Here is a 20,506-nt window from a genome sequence, read left to right as displayed (position 1 = left end):
TTACCTCACACAATTAAATCATCAATAATTCCTATTATTGCCAAATCTATCACCGATGATTTCCTATCATCTTCTACACGAACTGATGAACCAGAACCTACTAGTACAAGCTCACCAATACCAGCTCCTACATAATCAGCCGCAACTGATTCGTTTCTAACTTTTTCGCCCTTGGCATTAATAGGCTGTATTATCATAAGCTTATATCCTACTAGGGTGTCATTTTTTCTTGTTGCAACAACATTACCAACTACTTTTGCGATAAACATAATATCACTACTCACTTGTCTTAAGGTTCTTTGAATCTTTTTGAGATTTCTTGCTTTGAGTTTTTTTGATTTCCTTGCTTTCAACTTTTACAGTTTCAGCTATTTTAACTTCTTTTTCGCTCAAATTGTTTTTAGTTTCAGATTCCTTTTCAACCTTTTCTTCTTTTTTTTCATTTTCTACTTTATTTTTATCTTCAACTTCTTTTATTTTTTCTTTACTTAAAGTTTTTACATCATCTTTTGCGTTAACTTCAAGCTTATCCTCTTTGTCTAAATGAAAAAAACCGTCAAGACTATTAGCTGGTCTTGGTATAACTTTTGATGAAACAAATTTGTTAAATGAAACTGCCAAACTTTTTCCAGAATCGATGGCAGCTTTTACTGCTCCAACATCTCCAGATACTTTCACAGTAACAAAGCCCATCCCTTTAGTAATTTCGACATCTTCCATTTTTATATTTGAAGCTTTAAGCATTGTATCCGCTACTATAATAGCGTTTGTTAGACCTACTACTTCTATAAGTCCCAGTGCCCTATTCATAATTTCTCACTTCCTCTATATCAACTATATTTATTCCATAACTTAAAATTTCCTCATAATAATTTAATAGTTTCTTTATATATTTTTCAGGTTCTTTCCCTGTTACAGTTTTTACTGTTTCCTTCCATAAATATATATTTTTGCCATTTTCAAAAAGTTTCATTGCAAGTGCAGATTCAAGCTCATCTTCATTTAACATTGTTATATTAACAATATTTTTCATTTTTATATCAAGGAAGAAAGTATCGTTTTTTGAAATTAAATCAAGTTTATTTTCATCAAAATCTATAACTTCTTTCCAACAACATGAAGCCTTTATTGTAAGCTTATGACTTTCGTCCAATTCTCGGCTTATAATTGCATTTGCATTTAAATTTAGTTTTTTCAAACTATCAAGGGCAATATAATATTTGTTGTTCCATGGCTTTGAGAATATAAAATTAATGTTTCTATTTTCAGAAATTTGTTTCGCTATAAGCTTTATAATTTCTTCAAGCTCTTTTTTACTAATATTCATTTAATCACCCTACTTATATAAGTAATAGAAAAGTTAAAATACCAAAAGATATTTTAACTTTTCTCAATTCTATTATGCTTAAATATTATTTATCAAAGTGAGGAATAATTTTTTCAGTATCTGAATGTGGTCTTGGGATTACGTGAACTGATACTACTTCGCCAATAGCTCTTGCTGATGCAGCACCTGCATCTGTAGCAGCTTTAACTGCTCCTACATCTCCTCTTACCATTACAGTTACTAAACCAGAACCGATTTTTTCATATCCTACTAGATTTACATTTGCAGCCTTTACCATAGCATCTGCTGCTTCAATTGCACCTACTAAACCTTTTGTTTCAACCATTCCTAAAGCGTCTGAATTCATAATTTACCTCCTGATTATTTTCTATTAAATATATGGACTTGTTGTTGATTTAGGATCTTCTCCTAAAGCCCCTAGCAATTTTTTACCAACTTCTATAGCTGCCTTTACAGCTTGACGAACTGCTCCTGAATCTCCTGTGAAAGTTAATATAACTTCGTTAGAAAAACTTGTTCCTTGTCCTGGAGAAGCATATCCTACTACTTCAATGTTTGCGGCTTTAACAGCAACATCAGCAAGAACTGTACCAATTCCAGCTGGAGCTCCAATTACCATACCAAAGCTCTTTCCATTAGGTGTTCCAAAAGCCTTTTCTAAACAATAACTAGCCCTAGCAGTATATTGAAATTCCAAGTGCCCTGCATCATTAGAATATACATCGCCAAAATATTTTGGAAGTACATCCAAAGCTATTTCTACAGCACGTCTTGCATCAGATACATCATCTGCTCCTATATATATTAAGCATCCGTGTCCTGCTCCACCCTTTGTATCTCTTGGAAGTTCAACAGTAATTACTTCTGTGTTAGTTGCTTTTACTGCATCATCAACAGCCATAATTTGTGGGCCTGCCCCAGTCCTTGAACCAATAATACCTATTGATTTGTATTTTCCAAGATTTAGCTTGTCTACTAACATTGGATCAACACTAGCTATAACTAAACCGATTGTATCTCCTATTGCTGTTCCAACAAATTCAGTAACGTCTACTTTTTTGCATCCATTTGAAGAGCAGCATTCAGTATCTTTTTGGTCTATTCCCAATTCATTAGATACTTGTCCCATTATTTTTTCTAATAAATCTTTATCCATCGTTTCCTCCTTAGCCTCCTACTTTACAAATTAATCCACTAGATTCCACTATTTCTTTTAATTTGTTTATATAATCTTCATCTAGCTTTTTTACATTAGATAGTTCATAATCTCTACCTAATAAATTATATTTTCCTTCACCAAAGTTATGATAAGGCAATATGTGTAACTCTTTTACATTTGGCAATGTTTTTACAAAAGCAACTATATCCCCGAATTCCTTTTCATCTGCATTAACACCAGGGATAGTTGGTACCCTTATTATTGTATTGGCAATTTCCTGTAAAATTCTTGCATTCTTTTTTATAAGCTCATTACTTACACCAGTTACTTTTTTGTGCAGTTCATCATTGTTTGCTTTTATATCAAGTAAAACTAAATCTATATGTGGAACAACATCTCTTATTACTTCTTCAGAAGCATACCCTTCTGTTTCTATTGCAGTATGCCATCCTCTTGATCGGCAAGCTTTAAAAATTTCTTTAGCAAATTCAGGTTGCATTAAAGTCTCTCCGCCAGAAAGTGTTATTCCTCCATTTGATCTGTAATAAAAAGAGTCATCTTTTTTTAGTTCAGTAATAACTTCTTCTACATTCATTACTTTACCCTTAACCTCTAATGCACTAGAAGGACATACATTCGCACATTCTTCACACATCACACATTTATCTCTATCGATAAAGTTTGGGTTTCTAGGATCTAATGCCTTTTGTTTACATGCCTTAATACACATGCCACAATGTATGCAAAGAATCTCTCTAAACATTAGCTCTTTTCCTTTTCTTTGTGATTCAGGATTTGAGCACCAAATACATCTCAAAGGGCATCCTTTTAAGAATACTATGGTTCTAATCCCAGGACCATCGTTTATTGAATATCTTTGAATATCAAATACGACACCCTCTTCGTTATAATTTATAGAATCCATAGTCACCTCCAACTTACATAGTATGTTCTGTTCTATTTATAATATCGTCTTGTACCTCTTTGGCTAATGTTACAAAGTGAGCTGAATATCCTGCTACACGAACTAATAAATCTTTATGATCTTGAGGATTCTTTTGTGCTTCAATTAAGGTATTTCTATCTACTACATTGAATTGAACATGGGCCCCTTTGTGATCGAAATAACTTCTAACAATAGATACAAAGTTCTTTAATCCTTTTTCTCCTGAAACAGCTTGTGGTGAAAATTTTTGGTTATAAAGAGTACCGTTAGATGCTTGGCCGTGTGGAAGCTTAGCTACAGAGTTTGCAGCAGCAGTAGGACCATTTGTATCCTTACCTTGTCTTGGTGATACACCGTCAGCAAGTGGTGCATGTGCAAGTCTACCATCAGGAAGTGCTCCTACATCTTTACCAAATAATACATTGGCAGATACTGGATAAATTCCTGCTTGGAATGCTCCTCCTCTTGGATTTGTATATTTATCAACTTCATCACAATAAATTTTTGCAGCTCTGATTGCAAATTCGTCACAAAGTTCATTATCATTACCAAAGCTATCAGTGTTATCAAGTATTTTTTGAATTGTTCTGAACTTTCCTGTTGTTTCTTGTGAACCACATCCACAATCACTAGATACTACATACTCTTCGTTTAATTTGTTTTCAAGATCGTCAACATTGATTGATCCTGTTGAAGCTAAAATTTTCTTAACAGCTTCATAAATTTCGCTTTCATTCATTTCTCCAACCTTTGCAGAAACAGTTTGAGTATTGCATCCACATCCAGGCATTAATGAGTCTGTAAATCCAAAGTTCTTTTCTAATGCTTCTCTTAAATCAGTAAGAGAAATTTTCTTTTCTTCAAATACATTTTTGTAAATAGCGTATAATGAGTCTCCAGAATCTGCTACACCAAATGCTTGAGGTCCTGTAAAGTTATAAATAGCTCCACCTGATTGAGCAGATTTACCTCTCTTAATACAATCATCAACCATAGCTGACATAAATGGAAGATTTCCTCTTTCCATATGTGCATAATCAACGCAGTTATCAGCTTCAGCTAAGTATTTTACGAAGTATTCCATTTGTTTTTGATATGCAACAAATATGTCATCAATGGACTTCATATCAGTAAGTTCGCCAGTCTTAGGTCCAAGTTGTTTTCCATTACATCTACCGTTGTTTAATGTTATTTCAAGAACTTTTGCTATGTTAAAGAAAGCGGCATCGTGCCATCCTTCAGTTCTGTGACCTGCTTGAGGTTCAACACAACCTATAATTGAGTAGTCTCTTGCATCTTCTATCTTAACTCCTCTTGATACTAAGTTAAGTACAATAACTTCATCATTATAGAAAGCAGGAACACCGTATCCTAGTCTTGAAACTTCGCAAGCTCTTAATAAGAATTCATAAGGAGAGTTTTGGTGAACTCTTACTGAGAATGAAGGTGCTGGTAAAGCAACATGAGCAACAGCTTCCATACACATATAAGATACGTCATTTGTAGCATCAAAGCCTTCAGAATCTTGTCCACCTACACATAGGTTTTGGAATACTGCATAACCAGCAAAGGCTTGTGCTGAAATTTCATCACGAGTTTTATTTATATCATTTAACTTAACCCAAATACAGTCAACTAGTTCTTGAGCAAATTCTTTTGTAATAGTTGTGTCTGCCTTATAAGATGGATACATATATTGATCAAATCTTCCTGGTGAAATTGAGTGACCATTTGATTCAATTTGAACCATTATTTGAACAAACCAAAAAGCTTGACAAGCTTCCCAGAAATCTCTTGCACCATATTCAGGAACTCTCTTACAGTTTTCTGCAATTCTTAAAAGTTCTTGTTTTCTTTGAGGATTAGTTTCAACATTTGCTAATTTTTCAGCCCTTTTAGCATATCTGTGTGCAAAATTTATTGCAGCGTTATAAGAAATAATAACTGCCTTATAAAATTGCATCTTTTTAATTGCTTCAGGTTCTGATTCGTCCATTTCATTCATTGCTTTGACTGTTTCTTCAAGGACTCCTCTGAAACCTTTTTTAATTATTTTTTCATAATCTACATTAACATGTCCTACACCACCATAGAAATAATTTCCTACAGTAAAGATTCCATTTGCAATACAATCCTTTGCTTCTGTACTCATTAAAGAATCTGCAAATTCAGATGTAGTTTTTCCCTTCCAATATTTAAATACTTCATGTAGTTCCTTTTTTGTTTCTTCTGGAATCACAAAAGGATCTGCAAGTCTTGTTGCCATAGTGTCGAACTCAGCTTCTACCCATTCATAAGAAAATTCAGGGCAAAGTCCTGTTGATCTTGGTGCCTTTGTAATGGAACCAACAATTAATTCATCATCTCTAATTGTTACTGGAAGCTCATTAAAAAGTTTTTCAACTGCTTTTGCTCTTCTTAATATGTTTGTAAGACCTTCTGTTTCTTTGTAAGACTCTGTAATTAATCTTGCTCTGTCAGACTCAACTTGTGGCACTGCATCGATAATAACTTGTCTCAGTCTTTTCACTCTCTCTGTAGGTTGTGAAAACCCTTTTTCTAACATAAAATACCTCCTAAATTTTATTTTGCTTATGTAAACCATCAAGCTTATGGAAATTATATCTTTTATCTGAGTTAGATTTAAAATATTATGCAAACCTTTGTAATGTAAAATTAAAACTTTTAATATGTATTCCTTTAATATTTATTGGCTGATGTTTTATCAATTTTTTATGAAAAAATGACAATACAAACTTCTTGTTGTAGAATCAAAACATTTTCCTAGCCATATATTGAATTTGATGTTCTCTTTAAATAAAATTATTTTTATATAAGATGATAAGGAAGTGATTTTATGGATTCTTCTTATTTACTTGCCGAATTTCGAAGTATAGCCCTTGGTTATAAAGAAGTAAATTGTATAATTTTAAATTATCCTGTGGAACTTTTTTTAGTAAAAAATATTTGCCCTGGAAGTATTCTTTTTATATTTAAGGGAAATGACCACGATATCCTAGGAATAAAAAAATATTTAAAAGAAAAAAACATATCTGCCCTACCTATCCTAAATATACATGAAGATGTTATGAGCAGAATTAATTCTCCTGACAAATCAATAAAAATATCTTCTTTAATGATTTGTGAGTTTAAAAATAGTATTTCTTCCATTAAGGCTTCTGACTTATGTTTAAAAGCATCTGGTGTTTCTATTATTAAAATTCATTTCCAAGTCGGACTTTTTGGAAAAGGTGTTCTCATTTTAAGTGGTTTGTTATCAAGTCTTGAGAATTCAAAAGAAACTATTTTAAATAATTTTTCAGATAAAGACATTATTGCTTTAGAAATCATCGAAAATCCTGTAGAGGAGTTAATAAAATGTATTTAGATAAAATAGAAAATATTCAAAAAAAATACCACTCTCTATTAAGAGACGGCAAAGAAGTTGAAATGCTCCCTCTAATTGAAGAAGCTATTGAAATTGCTTTTTCCAATAAAGATTTTGCAAAGTTAGTTGAATTGCTTAATGATTATGGTGGTGCACTTAGAAATACAGGAGATTATTCTAAGAGTATTCAAAGCCTACTAACTGCAAAAACCCTCATTGAAACTCATTTCAACAAAAACTCTGAAGCCTACGCAAATACTCTTATGAATTTAGCAAATGCTTATAGAATGAATTCTAATAGAGAAGAGGCCTTGAATTTATTTAATGAAGCTGATGGAATTTTCAAAAGTTTAAACCTTTATAATTATTCATACGCATCAAACGCAAACAACTTGGCTCTTCTTTTCTTAGAAGATGGAAACCTTCAAAGGGCCTATGATCTTTTAAAATCGGCTGAAAAGATTTTGTCTGAAATTCCACACCATAGCATACAACTTGCAACTACATATAATAATTTATTTGATGTTTGCACTCTTATGAAAAAAGATAGCGAAGCCAAAGATTATATTTTTAAAGCAAAAGAATTCCTTGAAAGTAAAATTTCTCCAGCTAATCCACTTTATGCTAGTGTACTCAATAATCTTGCAAAATATTATTTTAATATAGGAGAAATTGAAAAAAGTACATCACTTTATAATATTTCAAAAAAAATTATTGAAAATACTTATGGCAAAGAAAGTGAGGCTTATAAGAATATAGTTAGCAACTTAAATTTCATTAAAGAAAATTTAAAACCAGAGTCAAAAGATGATATTACTGAAAATAATTTGAAAAAAGGTATAGAAATTTCGGAGGACTTTTATTTCAACCAAGTAAAACCCTTCATATTAAAGAATTATCCAGATCTTGTTAGATACTCTGCCTTTGGTCTAGTTGGTGAAGGTTCTGAATGTTACGGTTTTGATGATGAAATTTCTAAAGATCACGATTTTATAAAGAGATGTTCTTGGTTTTTACCTAGAGATATAATTTCTCAACTCCCTATCACTGAAATAAACTTAGGTGATGGGCTTGTAAAGATTATTGCAGTAGAAGATTTTTACAAGTATTATACCCTTTATGAAAAAGGTCCTTTAACTTTGAAAGAATTTAGAAAAGTCCCTCAAGATCTTTTATCAGTGGCTACAAATGGAAAGATATTCGAAGATAATTACGGCAAGTTTTCTTATATTAGGCAAAGACTTCTAGCATATTATCCAAAAGATTTAGTTTTAAAGAAACTAGCTTACCTTTGTAATAAAATTGCCCAATCAGGTCAGTATAACTATCAAAGATGCTTAAAAAGAAATAATTTAATGGGAGCTCAGATTGCACTCAGCGAATTTCTGCAATATTATTGTGAATTTATTCACCTAATAAATAAAAAATATATGCCTTTCTATAAGTGGCAATATAGATCTCTAAAATCATTACATTTACTTGGCGAATATACTTGTTCAAAGATGGATGCTCTATTGTCTTATAGTGACATTAGCGAATCACTGCAAAAAATTGACATTATTGAAGAAATGTGCGAGAAATTAGTGGGATACCTAAATAAAGCTAACCTTTCGAATTTAAATGCAAATTTTTTAAAATATCATTCTTCTGAAATAGTTAAAAAAATAAATGATGAAGAATTAAAAAATGAAGATACATGGATAAAGTAGGTTAAATATGAAATTCGATTCAACATCAAAAAAAAGAGATGAAACTCTAAAAAAAATTGTAATAAGTGAATGGAAGTTTTTTACTAATGTAAATAATTTAGGTAAAAGAGCTTTTTGTCAAGATGATTCTTTTACCTTTATATACTCTCGTCTTTGTTACTGGAGTATCTATAATGATATAATACTAACTTCTTATTTAAATGATTTAATCAGTGCTAAAAAGGACAATAGAAATTTGATTACAGAAAAATATGCTTATATGATGCAATATACTGATCCTAAATATTTTAGCAAAATAAAAAATAATCTCCCTTATATCTCAAAGGACAAAGATATCCTCGTCAATTCAATAATGGCTATTTATCTCGCTTGGGAAGAAGATATTAGAAAAAAAAATCCTGAAATCTTGGATAATAAGAGAGATTTATATAATTCAACAAATAGTACAGCTAATACTAGCATAGAATACTATTTCAAAGGTGAACTTTATAGTTATTCAGAAACAACTTTAAAACTTATATCCAAATATTATATAAGCGCATATCAAAAAGGAATAAATTTAGTTGAGAAAAATTTAAAATTCCTTAAAGATAAATAGTCTTATGACTTTTACAATAATATTCCTTACTTTTAAAACTACTTTAATACTAAGTGAATTAAAGAATCTTTTACTCCAAAAATCACTTACATAAATATTCCTATAAATTCACAGTCATAGTAAGTTTTTAAAAATTTTCCCTTTAATGATTATAAATAATATTAAGAGCAAGGTCGGTTTGCCGACCTTGTTCTTTATTTATGTGACAATTTCTGTTAGAATATTTTTAAATATATTTTAACAATGTGAAAGGAGCACTTATGAACAACTTTAAGGTCAGAGACCTTGTCATCACTTCACTATTTATTGCACTTGTATTTGTATTCACTTGGCTTGTAAAAATCCAACTTCCCTTCTCACCCAACGGCGGCTTAATTCACTTGGGCAATGTACCCTTCTTCTTGGCAGCAATCTTTTTTGACAAGAGAGTTGGCATGACAGCAGGAGCTCTTGGCATGGGACTCTTCGACCTCACAAGTGGATGGGCTCCTTGGGCACCAATGACTGTGATCTCAGCACTTCTTATGGGCTACATACTTAACAAGATGAACTACAAGAAGTACACTCTTAAAAGTTTAGTCTTATCCTTTGTCCTCCTTGCCCTTGTAAAAGTTGTTGTTTATTACATAGGAGAAATTTTTATCTTGTCTTCCTTTGTTGCACCCCTTGCATCAATACCAGGCAACCTTATTCAAATTGGAGTTTCATCTGTCATAGTCCTTGTGATTTTAAAACCTATGGAAAAAGTTTTTAATAGCATTAGATAAAAAAAGATAGCTGGATTAAATTATCTAGCTATCTTTCTTTTTTTATAAAGTTTCTCTCAATCCTTATATTCAATTTTGAAATAATCTAAATATGTCTTAAATCTATCCTGCGCAGACAGGCAAGTTTCTACCAAGTAGCCTCTTTCCTTTTTGTATTCTGCTAGACCTCTGTAATAAAAAAATTTTAAGTCTTCGCTAATTATGAAGGGAACAAGGTCATGCATTAGGCACTCTTTAAAGATAATAAGCCTCCCAACTCTTCCATTGCCATCTTGGAAGGGATGAATTTTTTCAAACCTATAATGAAAGTCAATTATATCTTCGACAGTCTTGTCTGTCCTCTCATTGTATGAGTCTAAAAGCTTTTTCATATCACTAGACACATCTTGGGGCAAACTCGTTTCATATCCACCAACTTCGTTGGGGTAGACCTTATAGTCTCCAACCCTAAACCAATCTAGCTTTGAGTCACTTGTTCCAGCCTTTAAAAATTTGTGAATATCTTTTATATAGTCTTCTGTTAAATCTTCATCGTAGGAGTCGATGACCTTATCAATTGCTTGAAAGTGATTTAAAGTTTCTATAACATCATCAACATTTACTGCCTCATTGACACCAAGAGTGTTAGTTTCAAATATCATCCTAGTTTGGTCTTCAGTCAGTTTACTTCCCTCGATGTAATTAGAATTATAAGTAAATTCAACTTGAAGTTTGTGATATATTCCACCACTTATTTTATTGTTTTTCTCGTATTTTAAAACATCTAATAAATTTCTATTCATAATACAATTATATCCTTTTTGCCAGCAGCCAACAAGAAAGCAATAAGTCAAAGTCTCCTAGGCCTTAGATAAGGCTAATACAAAATAGAAAATTTTTAAAAATTATCTTGGATGATGATTTCTCTATTTTTATTTATGTCTTCTGCCTTCTTTAGCATTCTCTCAAGATCTTTTTCATCGAAATTGTAAACAGAGTTGCAGAAATAACAATTCACTTCCGCCTTCTTGTCCTCTTCTAAAATTTCTCTAATTTCCTTTGGTCCAACTGAGACTATTGCATCTTCAACTTTTTCACGAGAGCAGTTGCACTTGTACTCGATGTCTCTTTTTTCAAGCACCTTGTAGTTCATACCTTCCATTAAAATTTCAATTAGTTTTTCTGCATCGTGGTACTCATCAATTACTGAAGTTACATTCTTTAACTTCTTCAAGTTTTCTTCAAGCTTTGCAATTTCTTCTTCCCTGCAGTCTGGCATTAGTTGAACTATAAAGCCTCCTGCTGCCTTTATTGAATAGTCAACGTCAACTAGGACTCCAAGGCCAACTGCTGATGGAATTTGGTCAGATTGCAAGAAGTAAACTGCAAGGTCTTCTGCAATTTCCCCACTTGTTAGGTTAACTGTCCCTGTGTAGGGCTTCTTCATTCCTACATCCATTGTCATAGTCAAGTTTCCTTGACCAACTACTCCAGCAACATCTATCTTTCCATCAGACTCCCTTGTTGGAAGGTCTGCCCCAGGTCTTGAAACGTAACCCTTTACAAAGCCATCATTTTTACAAGTTGCAATAATGGGACCTGCTGGACCATTTCCATTAATGGAAAGAGTTATTGAGTCTCTTTCATTTTTTTGCCAGGAGCCAATGATTGCTGTTGCAGTTAAAACCCTGCCCAAGGCTGCTGAAGTTGTCTTTGAAAGATTGTGAATTTTTCTTGCCTCTTCAACTACATCTGTTGTTATGGCTGCAGATATTTTTATAGTTTCTGTTTCATCTATTGCTCTTAAAATATATCCCAAATTTACCTCCTTGCGATTATTGTGTATCTAGAACTTGTATCACTTGCCTCTCTAAACTCATAGTCATCGTAAACTTCTATATCACAAAAACCAATTTCTTTTAAAATATTTGTCACATAAGAAAGGTTGTATGCCCTCTCTAGGTGTTCTTCGTAAAATCTCTTATAATTGTTGTCTTCAGTGTTTCTGAAAAAATTAACCCCATAGGTATTTAGTTTTGACTCCCCATCAAAAATATTTTCCCAGATGTAAAAGACATCTTCAACTTCGTCAACAGTTACAGGATCAATGTTCTTGAACTTGTACTCTGTGTTGAGGTCAAAGATAAAGATCCCACCCTCTCTTAGGTGGTTGTAGGCTGACCTCAAGGCTGCCTCAAAGTCTTCCCCCTCTATTAAATAATTTAAGCTGTCACCAACTGAGACTATAGCATCATAAGTCCCTGGGGCAGAAAAACCTGCCATATTTTGCTTAAAAAGTCTTAAATTCCTACTCCTAATCTTATTTTCACAGACTGCCAACATATCCTCTGATAGGTCAAAGGCATGAACCTTGAAGTCCTTGACAAGTTTTTCAGTAAGACCTCCTGTCCCACAAGCCATTTCCAAAATTAAGTCAGCTTCTAAAGATTTTTTCTCTAGAAGCTCTCTAATAAATTTATAAATTTTTTCGTAGTCAAGGTCATACATGAGCTTGTCGTAAAAATAAGCAAAATCTCCGTACATCATGATCTGGCTTCAAGCTCCTTCAAAATTTCTTCCAATACCCTAGTAGAATTTTCGTGGATGACAACATCAGCACGCCTATCCATTGGTGTTGGGTCATTGTTAATTATAATCAAGTGGTCTACGTAGTTTGGCAAGAAGTTTACTGGTGAAACAGTAAGTGATGAGCCAACAACTATAAGGGTGTCAGTGGAATCAAGTTCCCTTGCTCCCCTTTCGAAGTCGTCTGGCATCATATCGCCAAACATTACAACATTGGGCCTAATTACTCCGCCACAAGTATCACATCTTGGTGGAATTTCTCCAACCTTAACTTTTTTTCTCATCAGGGCAAAGGGATATTCCTTGCCACACTTCATACAGTGAGTCCCACGAGTTTCGCCATGAACTTCATATATATTTTTGGAACCAGCCTTGGCGTGAAGGTTGTCAATATTTTGTGTGATTATGCCAGCTAAAAAGCCTTCCTCTTCCATCTTGGCAAGGGCCTTGTGACCTCCGTTGGGTTCTTGGTCGTTTAAGTCTTCCAAAATCTTGTAGCCTTCCTTGTAAAAAATTTCTGGATGATTTAAAAGTCTGTCCTTAGAAAGGGCAAGGGCTGGATCCATCTTGGAATAGTAGCCAGATGATGACCTAAAATCAGGAATTCCTGAATCTGTAGAAATGCCTGCCCCAGTAAGGGCAAAAACCTTCTTTGATTTTAAAATTAAATCTGCTGCTTCTTTAATCTTATCCATATCCTATCTCCTTAAAAAACAATATAGTGATAGATGAAATACAAAATCACAAGGGCAATAAGTGGCACGAAATTAAACAAGTCAATGGCCTCTACATCCCTATACCTTATATTAGCTTGTCCCTCAGCTTGATTTTCCTTCTTTAGGTTTTTCAAAATAAGCCTGCTTAAGACTATTGAGAAAATTGAAAGAACCACTAAAATTATAATAATTGAAAGCTCAAGAGAACCAATCTCACGAGAAAATTTTGTCTGTCTCAAAAAGCTAAAGACCCTTTCATTTACATACCTGGCAGATAAAACTGCAAGGACGTTATTGACAAAATGAGCCAAAATTGCAGGCAGTATTGAGCCGGTAAATTCAATTAAACTTGCAAATAAAAGTCCCAACAAGAAGGGGGCTATAAAATTTTGAATGTCAAAGTGGAAGAGGGCAAAGACAAGGGCAGATATCACTATGGCAAACCTCTCTCCATAAACATTGTAGGCATTGGTAAGGGTTCCCCTAAAGAAAACTTCTTCACAAATTGCCGGCACAAGGCACATAAAAATTAAATAATTAAAAATCGGAACCTTTTGTAACATTAACTCCATGGGGAAATTTTTGTATTCAATGAAGTTTGAAAGAAGGGACAAAAATACTCCGTTAAGAAGTAAAATCACAGGATAGGTTAATATCACAAGGATAATTGTAAGCCCCAAGCTCTTCATTGGGACCCTCTTGACCTTTAAAACCTCTTTTATTCTTCCTGTTGAAGATATAAGTAAGGCTGGGATCAAAACAATTACCACTTCTGTTATGAAGGTCCCCCAAAAGCTAAAACGTTCCTGAATGTTAAATCCAATCGTCAAAAATATAATTGCAAGAACGAGAGTCAAGGAGTTGACACTCATTACATTTAAATTTTTCTTCTTAAAGTTTCTCATTTTTTTCCTTATAAGTGTAGATGTAAGGGACATTCCTGTAGTGGTCGCCATAGTTTAGGCCGTAACCAACTATAAAGAGGTCCTCAATTTCAAAGCCAACATAGTCGGCGCTTACATCTGCCTCTCTCCTTGAAGGTTTATCTAACAAGACGCAAGTCTTTAAAGTTTTTGGTTTGTAAGTCATTAACTTTTCCTTCACAGCATAGAGGGTGTTGCCTGTGTCTAATATGTCATCAACTATTAAGACATTCCTGCCTTCTATGTTAGTGCGAAGGTCTGTCAAGAACCTAACCTCTCCACTGGAGCTTTCGCTGTGCCCATAACTTGACGTTGTTAAAAAATCTATTTCAACTAATCTATCTATCTCTCTAACTAAGTCTGCTGCAAAAATAAAACTTCCCCTTAAAAGAGCAATAACTACGAAATCATCTTCGAAGTCTTTTTCAATCATCTTGCCCAGGCTTACAACTTTTTCTTGTATCTCTTCACGAGAAAATAAAATTTCTTTTTCCATAATTCCTCCATTTACATTATATCAAAAACTTGTAAAAATTCATCTTTAATTGCCATTATAAGCCTGGCTTTGGTATAATGACTTGGAAGGTGATCTTATGAAAAAAAGTTCTTTTGAACTTGCATTAAATAAATTATTAATCCTCTACATAATAGACAACTTCAACCACAGACTAAAGGAGAATGACCTGTCTTATTTTGTATTGGATATTGAGCTCTTCAATTATTTTTACTTCAAACAATATTTAAAGGAGCTAGAGTCAACGGGCCTTGTCCTCTTTGACAATGAAAAAAAATATTATCTATCAGATGATGGAGTCAAGACCTTAAATATTTTCTACGAGCAAATACCTGAAGAAAATATAAAATTCTTAGATGAGAAGATGGAAGTCTACCACCACGAATTACTTTTAAAAAATTCTGTCTCTGCCGAAGTAATTGAAAGAGATGGAAGCCACTACGCTCAACTAAAAATTAGAGACGACGAGATTGAAGTATTAAATTTAAAAATTGAAACTTCAGACGCCACTATGGCGAAGAAAATTTCTGCCAACTTCAAAAAAAATCCAGAAGAAATTTATTCAGAGATTTTAAAAATCTTGACAGAAGAAGAAAATAAATAAGTAAAAGAAAAAGGACCGCGAAGGTCCTCTTTTTTTGAGATTTGGAATAAATATTTTCTTATTCGTTTAAAATATTTTAAAAATTATTTTATATTGCGTAGTCTCTCATATTTCTTCCTGCAATGGCAACTGTTGATGCATTGTGAAGGAAGGCTGAGCGAGTGTTTGTCACATAACCTAAGACTCCAAGAATAATTAGGGCTCCGTTAAAGGAAATAATTTCTCTGTAATTTCTGTGGATTCTTCCTTCAAGAGCTCTTGCAATTTTTATTACGTCGATGAGTTCCTTTAGGGAGTCAGACTTAATAGATATGTCTGCAATTTCTTTTGCTATGTCTGCACCTTCATGCATTGAGATGCCAACATCTGCTGATGAAAGAGCTATGGAGTCGTTGATTCCGTCTCCAATCATAACTACAGTCCTGCCTGCTTCCTTTTCCCTATCTACATAATTTTTCTTGTCTTCTGGTAAGACTTGTGACTCGTAATAATCAAGTTCAAGTTCTTCTGCCACAGCTCTAGCAGAGTTTTCTGCGTCGCCAGTTAGCATTGCAATCCTTGTGAAGCCAAGTTGTCTTAGGGCATCAATAGTGAATTTTGCATCTTCACGTACTGGGTCCTTGATACAAATAACTGCAATTAGTTTATCATCAAAGGCAAGGTATAAAAGTGAGTAGTCTTCCTTTAACTCTTCAATTTTATTTTCTTGTTCCTTGTCGATTTGGATCTTTTCATCTTCAAGTATGAAGTGGGCAGATCCTATTAGGGCAGGTTTTCCTTCAATTGTTGATTTTATTCCATGAGCCACAATGTACTCTGGTTTTGAGTGCATTTCTTCGTGCTTTAGGTTCTTATCCTTAGCAGCCTTTACAACTGCATTGGCAATTGAGTGTGGGAAGTGTTCTTCAAGGCAAGCTGCAATTCTTAAACATTCGTCTTCATCGTGGTCGTAGAAGGCAATTACCTTCTCAACTTTTGGTTCTGACTTTGTAAGAGTTCCTGTCTTGTCAAAGACTATGGAGTCAGCGTGTGCCAACTTTTCAAGATACCTTCCACCCTTTACAAGAATTTCCCTTTCTGATGCCGATGAGATTGCCTTCATTGTTGCAATTGGCATTGTGAGTTTTAGGGCACAAGAGAAGTCCACCATTAGGAAGGACTTGGCTTTGATAAAGTTCCTTGTCAAAAGATAAGTTATGCCTGCTCCAAGGAAGGAATATTTTACAATTGAATCTGCAAGAGATTCTGCCTTCTTTTCTGCAAGGGACTTATTCTTTTCACTTTCTCCAATTAATTCTATTATATGGTTGATTCTTGAGTCGTCATATTTTTTGGCAGTCCTTACTAAAAGAGCTCCCTCTTCTAGGGCAGTGCCCGCAAAGACAGTCTTGCCTTCGGTCTTCTTAACAGCTAGAGACTCACCAGTTAAGGATGCCTCATTGACCATACCATAACCTCTTATTATTTCTCCATCAACAGGTATAGTTGAACCCATATTGACTTCAACGAGGTCACCGATTTCAACCTCTTCAAGTTTCTTTAAATACTTCTTATCTCCATCAACTACAAAGACCTTGTCGACATTTAACTTTAGGGACTGAGCCAAGTCATCCTTAGACTTCTTTAGTGTGTAGTCTTCTAGTTCTTCGCCAAGCTCTAGCAAGAACATAATGCTACCTGCATCACCAAATTCTCCATCTAGTATAGATACACCAATTGCTGTTGCATCAAGAAGACTCACATCAAATTTTCTATTCTTTAGGCTCCTTAAGCCAGCCTTGATGTAAGGAATTGATTTTATAATTACGCCAATTGGCCTCAAAGGCATTGGCAGAATTTTTGTAAAGAAAATTCTCCTATACATGGCGTCTCGCAAGATGTGAAATACTTCCCTATTATTTTGTGGGACAAAGTCAGGATCATCGACTTCAAAGTCATCTAAGTCACGTAAGTCGAAGTCCAAGATAAATCTTGCAATCTTTGGAAGAAATTTTTCTTCATAAGATACTGTTATTGAATTGGCAAGGGGAGAAATCTTGCAAAACTTAACTCCCTCAAGTTTTTCAATTTTGTATTTTAATTTATTAACATTGGAATCTGGTAGGACCCCTTCATAAGTGAAACGAGCCCTGCCTAGAGTCCTGCTAGCAATAGAAGCAATCATCTTAGTCTTCTACTTTTTCTTCAACAACTTCTGCTTCAGCAACTTTTTCTATGTCTACTTGAGCCTTTCTTTCAGCTTCTTTCTTTTCGTCTTCTGCCTTTTTAATTTTTGCTTCGGCAAGAATGTCTTCGCTTGTAACTTTTACTGTTTCAAGGTTCTTGTCTATGCCTTCTTTGATTTTTAAACCACCAGCTACTGTGTTAACGGCTAATTTTCTTGCTGTTTCTGATGAAAGAATTTTTCCACCGATAGCACCTGCTACAAAACCTAGTCCTAAATTAATTAATTTTCTTTTCATTATAAAAACCTCCTAAACTTTTCTTTGTCTTCATTATACCCAATAATCTATAAATTACAATCATTTTTTTTAAAAAAATTTTTTATTTATCAAAATTTCAAACTAAATTTTCAATAATATAGTGATATTCAAAATCAATTATTTACTAATTTATAGCTACTCAAAATAAATCTTAATATAGCTAAAGACTTTTCCCTTGATTTTGATTACATTTATCATCAATAGCAATTATAATATAAATTGATTTTCGCTTTCAATTTTTAAACTCTTATAATTTCTCAAACCTTGCATTGTTTTAAGCCCTATTAAATTAACTTAAGAGGTCTTTCTTATAGAGAAAGTTTACTTGTAACAAAAAACCTATAAGGGTTGATTATTAAGGCCAACCCCCATAGGTCAATTAAGTTTATTTTATTAAGAGCTTTTAGAAAATTTATTGACTTTGCTTTTTTAATAGTAATTCAAAGCTAGTGCCTTGACCAAGTTGTGAAGAAATTTTTACCTTGCCTCCAATGTTTTGCAAGATGTGTTTTACTATTGAGAGGCCAAGACCTGTCCCACCAACTCTACGTGACCTTGACTTGTCCACCCTATAAAATCTTTCGAAGACCCTTGCAAGATCTTCTTGTGGGATTCCAATTCCTGTATCAGCAATTATAATCTTGTAGGCTCTTTCTTCTTCAGAAATTTTTATGTCGAGCCTTCCCCCCTCCTTGTTGTACTTAAGTCCGTTGTTGATTAAGTTGGAGAAGAGTTCCCAGATCATAGTCCTGTTTTCAAAGACAGTTCCACGACCTTCAAAGTTAACTTCAAGATTTTTTTCTTCAATTAAATTTTCATATCCCTTTAGGATTTCAGAAATAATTTCCCTTAGATCAACTTCTTCCTTGTCATAGTCTCCTGCATTTTCAAGTCCAGAAATTTTCATAATGTCTTCAACAAGACTTAGGAGTCTCTTGGAGTCATCATAAATTAATTTATAGAAGGCTTCCTTGTCCTTGTCTTCTACCAAGTTATTTACAAGAAGTTCTGAAAAACCAGAGATTGATGTCAAGGGAGTCTTTAACTCGTGACTGACATTTGATGAGAATTCTTCACGAAGTCTTAGAGCCCTAATCTCTTCTGTCTCGTCAATGAAGAGGATCAAAAGTCCCCTCACCCTCTTGTCTTCATAGACTGGGTTGACATAGCACTTGTAGTCCCTGTCTCCAATTCTTGTTATGGCTTCGATGCTCTTACCCATAAGGGCATAGTCAGTCATTTTTAAAATTTCTTCATCTCTTATTAGGTTAATTATATTTTCTCCAAGGATTTCTCTCTTGGATTTAAAAATTTCTTTCGCAGAGTCGTTTACTGCCAAGAGGTTTTTATTTTCGTCAACAATAACAAGGGACTCTCTCATATTTTTTAGGATTGTATTAATTGTGTCCCTTTCTCTTGCGATCTCTTTGTAGTTTTCATCTATAGTAATCTTTTGTTTTTTTATCTTATTGATGAAGGGACTTAGCTCTGGAAAAATATTTGTGTCAAGACTAAGCAGGTCTTCTTCAAGATTGTTTAGTGGGTCAAAGGTCTTTTTTGTTAAGGTCTTTGAAACTAGAGCTGCTACTATAAAAATCACAAAAGACATTAAGATGTCAAGGGGAAGAACCTTAGTAAAGGCACCAATTAGGTTGTCCATCTCCCTGGAGATCCTAATCATATTTCCATCATCGAGCCTTAGGCTAACATAGTAGAGGTCCTTGGAGAGGGTGTTGGAATATCTTTCCACTTGGGCATAGCCAAGTCTTTTTGCTTCAATTACTTCTGGTCTATCCTTGTGAGATGGCAAGAGCTTTACATCCTTCTTTGAATCGTATAGGACTTGTCCATCATCTCTTATCAAAGTTATCCTAAAGTCTAATTTTTTGTTTGCAAGTCCTTCTAAGTAGGCAAGGTCATCTTCATGCTCATTAAGACTTTCCCCCATGGTCATGACGATGCTTCGCAAGTCCTCGTTGGACCTCTTGGCATAGCCAGAGTAAAAAATAAACATAGATGCCACAGTTGATAAAAATAAGGTCAGGAGGGCAATACCAAGTAGGTATCTGAAAAATCTTTTCTTCATCTTATTCCTCCTTGGTCATCATATAACCAATTCCCCTAATAGTTTTGATACAGACTCTCTTGTTGCCAAGCTTATCCCTTATTAATTTTATGTGCATATCCACTGTCCTCGTTTCTCCCTCATAATCATAGCCCCAAATTTCCGTTAAGAGCTTCTCACGAGAGATAACTATGTCCTTATTTAAAATCAAGTATTTTAAAACTTCATACTCCTTTAAGCTGAAGTCAACTTGAACTCCATCAATTGTGACGGACCTGTTCTTGTCCTTAATGACAATGCCATTGTAGTCCAGGACTCCCTGGTCAACAATTTTTTTGCCAGCACGTCTTTCCACTGCCCCAACTCTTGATAAGAGTTCCATGACAGAGAAAGGCTTCTTGATGTAGTCGTCTGCTCCCTCATCAAGGGCTGAAATCACATCGTATTCTGACGTCTTGGCAGTTATCATTATGACCCAGGTGTCTTTTGTGTCTTCTCTTGCCCTAAGTCTTTTTAGAATTTCAATCCCATCTATGTCTGGAAGCATTATGTCAAGGAGGACTAGGTCAGGTCTCCTTTCATCAAGAGACTTGAAAAAGTCCTTGCCCCTTTCAAAGGCCCTGACCTCATATCCCTTAGTCTTTAGGGAGTATTCAATTAATTTTAAAATAGATGTATCATCTTCAACGAGATAAATTAGCATAAAATCATCCTTATAAAT

At 34.0% G+C, this 20,506-nt stretch carries 22 protein-coding genes; 5 read left to right on the top strand and 17 right to left on the bottom strand.

Going from position 1 to position 20,506, the window contains the following annotated elements; all coding sequences use genetic code 11:
• Positions 1-5: 5 nt before the first annotated feature.
• From CAN42_RS04285 to CAN42_RS04255, 7 genes are all read right to left on the bottom strand, one after another.
• On the bottom strand, positions 6-269 hold the full coding sequence (locus CAN42_RS04285) for a EutN/CcmL family microcompartment protein (protein WP_005957819.1): 264 nt from the start codon (positions 267-269) through the stop codon (positions 6-8).
• 7 nt (positions 270-276) lie between these two features.
• Positions 277-810 (bottom strand): BMC domain-containing protein, encoded by a 534-nt coding sequence (locus CAN42_RS04280; protein WP_085875667.1) that lies wholly within the window; start codon positions 808-810, stop codon positions 277-279.
• The gene (locus CAN42_RS04275) at positions 803-1,327 is read right to left on the bottom strand and encodes a hypothetical protein (RefSeq protein WP_085875666.1); all 525 of its coding nucleotides are present in this window, start codon (positions 1,325-1,327) and stop codon (positions 803-805) included. The genes CAN42_RS04280 and CAN42_RS04275 overlap by 8 nt, the downstream gene beginning before the upstream one ends.
• A gap of 85 nt (positions 1,328-1,412) precedes the next feature.
• Complete coding sequence (pduA, locus tag CAN42_RS04270) at positions 1,413-1,694, bottom strand: propanediol utilization microcompartment protein PduA (protein ID WP_005957821.1); 282 nt, start codon at positions 1,692-1,694, stop codon at positions 1,413-1,415.
• Positions 1,695-1,718: 24 nt separating this feature from the next.
• Positions 1,719-2,504 carry a propanediol utilization microcompartment protein PduB gene (gene pduB, locus CAN42_RS04265; RefSeq protein WP_085875665.1) on the bottom strand — a complete coding sequence of 262 codons (786 nt, stop codon included), beginning with the start codon at positions 2,502-2,504 and terminating at the stop codon, positions 1,719-1,721.
• Positions 2,505-2,514: 10 nt separating this feature from the next.
• Entirely contained in the window at positions 2,515-3,432 is a 918-nt protein-coding gene (locus CAN42_RS04260) for a glycyl-radical enzyme activating protein (RefSeq protein WP_085875664.1), read from the bottom strand.
• Between the two features lie 13 nt (positions 3,433-3,445).
• A complete protein-coding gene (locus CAN42_RS04255) occupies positions 3,446-6,019 on the bottom strand; it encodes a glycyl radical protein (RefSeq protein ID WP_085875663.1) in 2,574 nt (857 codons plus the stop codon).
• A gap of 291 nt (positions 6,020-6,310) precedes the next feature.
• Here CAN42_RS04255 and CAN42_RS04250 point away from each other — a divergent pair, with 291 nt between their 5' ends.
• The 4 genes from CAN42_RS04250 (at position 6,311) to CAN42_RS04235 (ending at position 9,915) form a co-directional block, all read left to right on the top strand.
• Positions 6,311-6,841 (top strand): hypothetical protein, encoded by a 531-nt coding sequence (locus tag CAN42_RS04250; protein ID WP_062572090.1) that lies wholly within the window; start codon positions 6,311-6,313, stop codon positions 6,839-6,841.
• Positions 6,832-8,550 (top strand): DUF4037 domain-containing protein, encoded by a 1,719-nt coding sequence (locus CAN42_RS04245; RefSeq protein ID WP_085875662.1) that lies wholly within the window; start codon positions 6,832-6,834, stop codon positions 8,548-8,550. The genes CAN42_RS04250 and CAN42_RS04245 overlap by 10 nt, the downstream gene beginning before the upstream one ends.
• Positions 8,551-8,557: 7 nt before the next feature.
• Positions 8,558-9,148, top strand: coding sequence for a DUF4125 family protein (locus CAN42_RS04240; protein ID WP_085875661.1), 591 nt, complete (start codon positions 8,558-8,560; stop codon positions 9,146-9,148).
• 260 nt (positions 9,149-9,408) lie between these two features.
• Positions 9,409-9,915 (top strand): ECF transporter S component, encoded by a 507-nt coding sequence (locus tag CAN42_RS04235; RefSeq protein WP_085875660.1) that lies wholly within the window; start codon positions 9,409-9,411, stop codon positions 9,913-9,915.
• Positions 9,916-9,971: 56 nt separating this feature from the next.
• Here the strand turns inward: CAN42_RS04235 and CAN42_RS04230 are convergent, their stop codons facing one another.
• The 6 genes from CAN42_RS04230 to hpt form a co-directional block, all read right to left on the bottom strand.
• The gene (locus CAN42_RS04230) at positions 9,972-10,697 is read right to left on the bottom strand and encodes a Fic family protein (RefSeq protein ID WP_085875757.1); all 726 of its coding nucleotides are present in this window, start codon (positions 10,695-10,697) and stop codon (positions 9,972-9,974) included.
• A gap of 95 nt (positions 10,698-10,792) precedes the next feature.
• The gene (gene hslO / locus CAN42_RS04225) at positions 10,793-11,713 is read right to left on the bottom strand and encodes an Hsp33 family molecular chaperone HslO (protein ID WP_085875659.1); all 921 of its coding nucleotides are present in this window, start codon (positions 11,711-11,713) and stop codon (positions 10,793-10,795) included.
• Positions 11,714-11,715: 2 nt separating this feature from the next.
• On the bottom strand, positions 11,716-12,441 hold the full coding sequence (locus tag CAN42_RS04220) for a class I SAM-dependent DNA methyltransferase (RefSeq protein ID WP_085875658.1): 726 nt from the start codon (positions 12,439-12,441) through the stop codon (positions 11,716-11,718).
• A complete protein-coding gene (locus tag CAN42_RS04215; protein WP_085875657.1) occupies positions 12,438-13,175 on the bottom strand; it encodes an SIR2 family NAD-dependent protein deacylase in 738 nt (245 codons plus the stop codon). Before CAN42_RS04215 ends, CAN42_RS04220 begins: the two co-directional genes overlap by 4 nt.
• An 11-nt stretch (positions 13,176-13,186) precedes the next feature.
• Positions 13,187-14,101: a type II CAAX endopeptidase family protein gene (locus CAN42_RS04210; protein ID WP_085875656.1), complete on the bottom strand. Its 915-nt coding sequence runs from the start codon at positions 14,099-14,101 to the stop codon at positions 13,187-13,189.
• Complete coding sequence (hpt, locus tag CAN42_RS04205) at positions 14,088-14,615, bottom strand: hypoxanthine phosphoribosyltransferase (protein ID WP_085875655.1); 528 nt, start codon at positions 14,613-14,615, stop codon at positions 14,088-14,090. Before hpt ends, CAN42_RS04210 begins: the two co-directional genes overlap by 14 nt.
• 97 nt (positions 14,616-14,712) lie before the next feature.
• Between hpt and CAN42_RS04200 the strand changes: the two genes are divergently transcribed.
• The gene (locus CAN42_RS04200) at positions 14,713-15,237 is read left to right on the top strand and encodes a DUF4364 family protein (protein WP_085875654.1); all 525 of its coding nucleotides are present in this window, start codon (positions 14,713-14,715) and stop codon (positions 15,235-15,237) included.
• An 88-nt stretch (positions 15,238-15,325) separates the two neighbouring features.
• Here CAN42_RS04200 and CAN42_RS04195 read toward each other — a convergent pair whose 3' ends face one another.
• The 4 genes from CAN42_RS04195 to CAN42_RS04180 form a co-directional block, all read right to left on the bottom strand.
• On the bottom strand, positions 15,326-17,401 hold the full coding sequence (locus tag CAN42_RS04195) for a heavy metal translocating P-type ATPase (protein WP_085875653.1): 2,076 nt from the start codon (positions 17,399-17,401) through the stop codon (positions 15,326-15,328).
• A 1-nt stretch (position 17,402) separates the two neighbouring features.
• Positions 17,403-17,699 (bottom strand): DUF6110 family protein, encoded by a 297-nt coding sequence (locus CAN42_RS04190; protein WP_085875652.1) that lies wholly within the window; start codon positions 17,697-17,699, stop codon positions 17,403-17,405.
• 433 nt (positions 17,700-18,132) lie between these two features.
• Complete coding sequence (locus tag CAN42_RS04185; protein ID WP_085875651.1) at positions 18,133-19,806, bottom strand: sensor histidine kinase; 1,674 nt, start codon at positions 19,804-19,806, stop codon at positions 18,133-18,135.
• A gap of 1 nt (position 19,807) precedes the next feature.
• Complete coding sequence (locus CAN42_RS04180; RefSeq protein WP_085875650.1) at positions 19,808-20,488, bottom strand: response regulator transcription factor; 681 nt, start codon at positions 20,486-20,488, stop codon at positions 19,808-19,810.
• Between the last annotated feature and the right edge of the window lie 18 nt (positions 20,489-20,506).

The sequence above is a fragment of the Peptoniphilus vaginalis genome, assembly GCF_900176605.1.
Classification (GTDB): domain Bacteria; phylum Bacillota; class Clostridia; order Tissierellales; family Peptoniphilaceae; genus Peptoniphilus_A; species Peptoniphilus_A vaginalis.
This window is presented reverse-complemented; position numbering and strand designations above follow the sequence as displayed.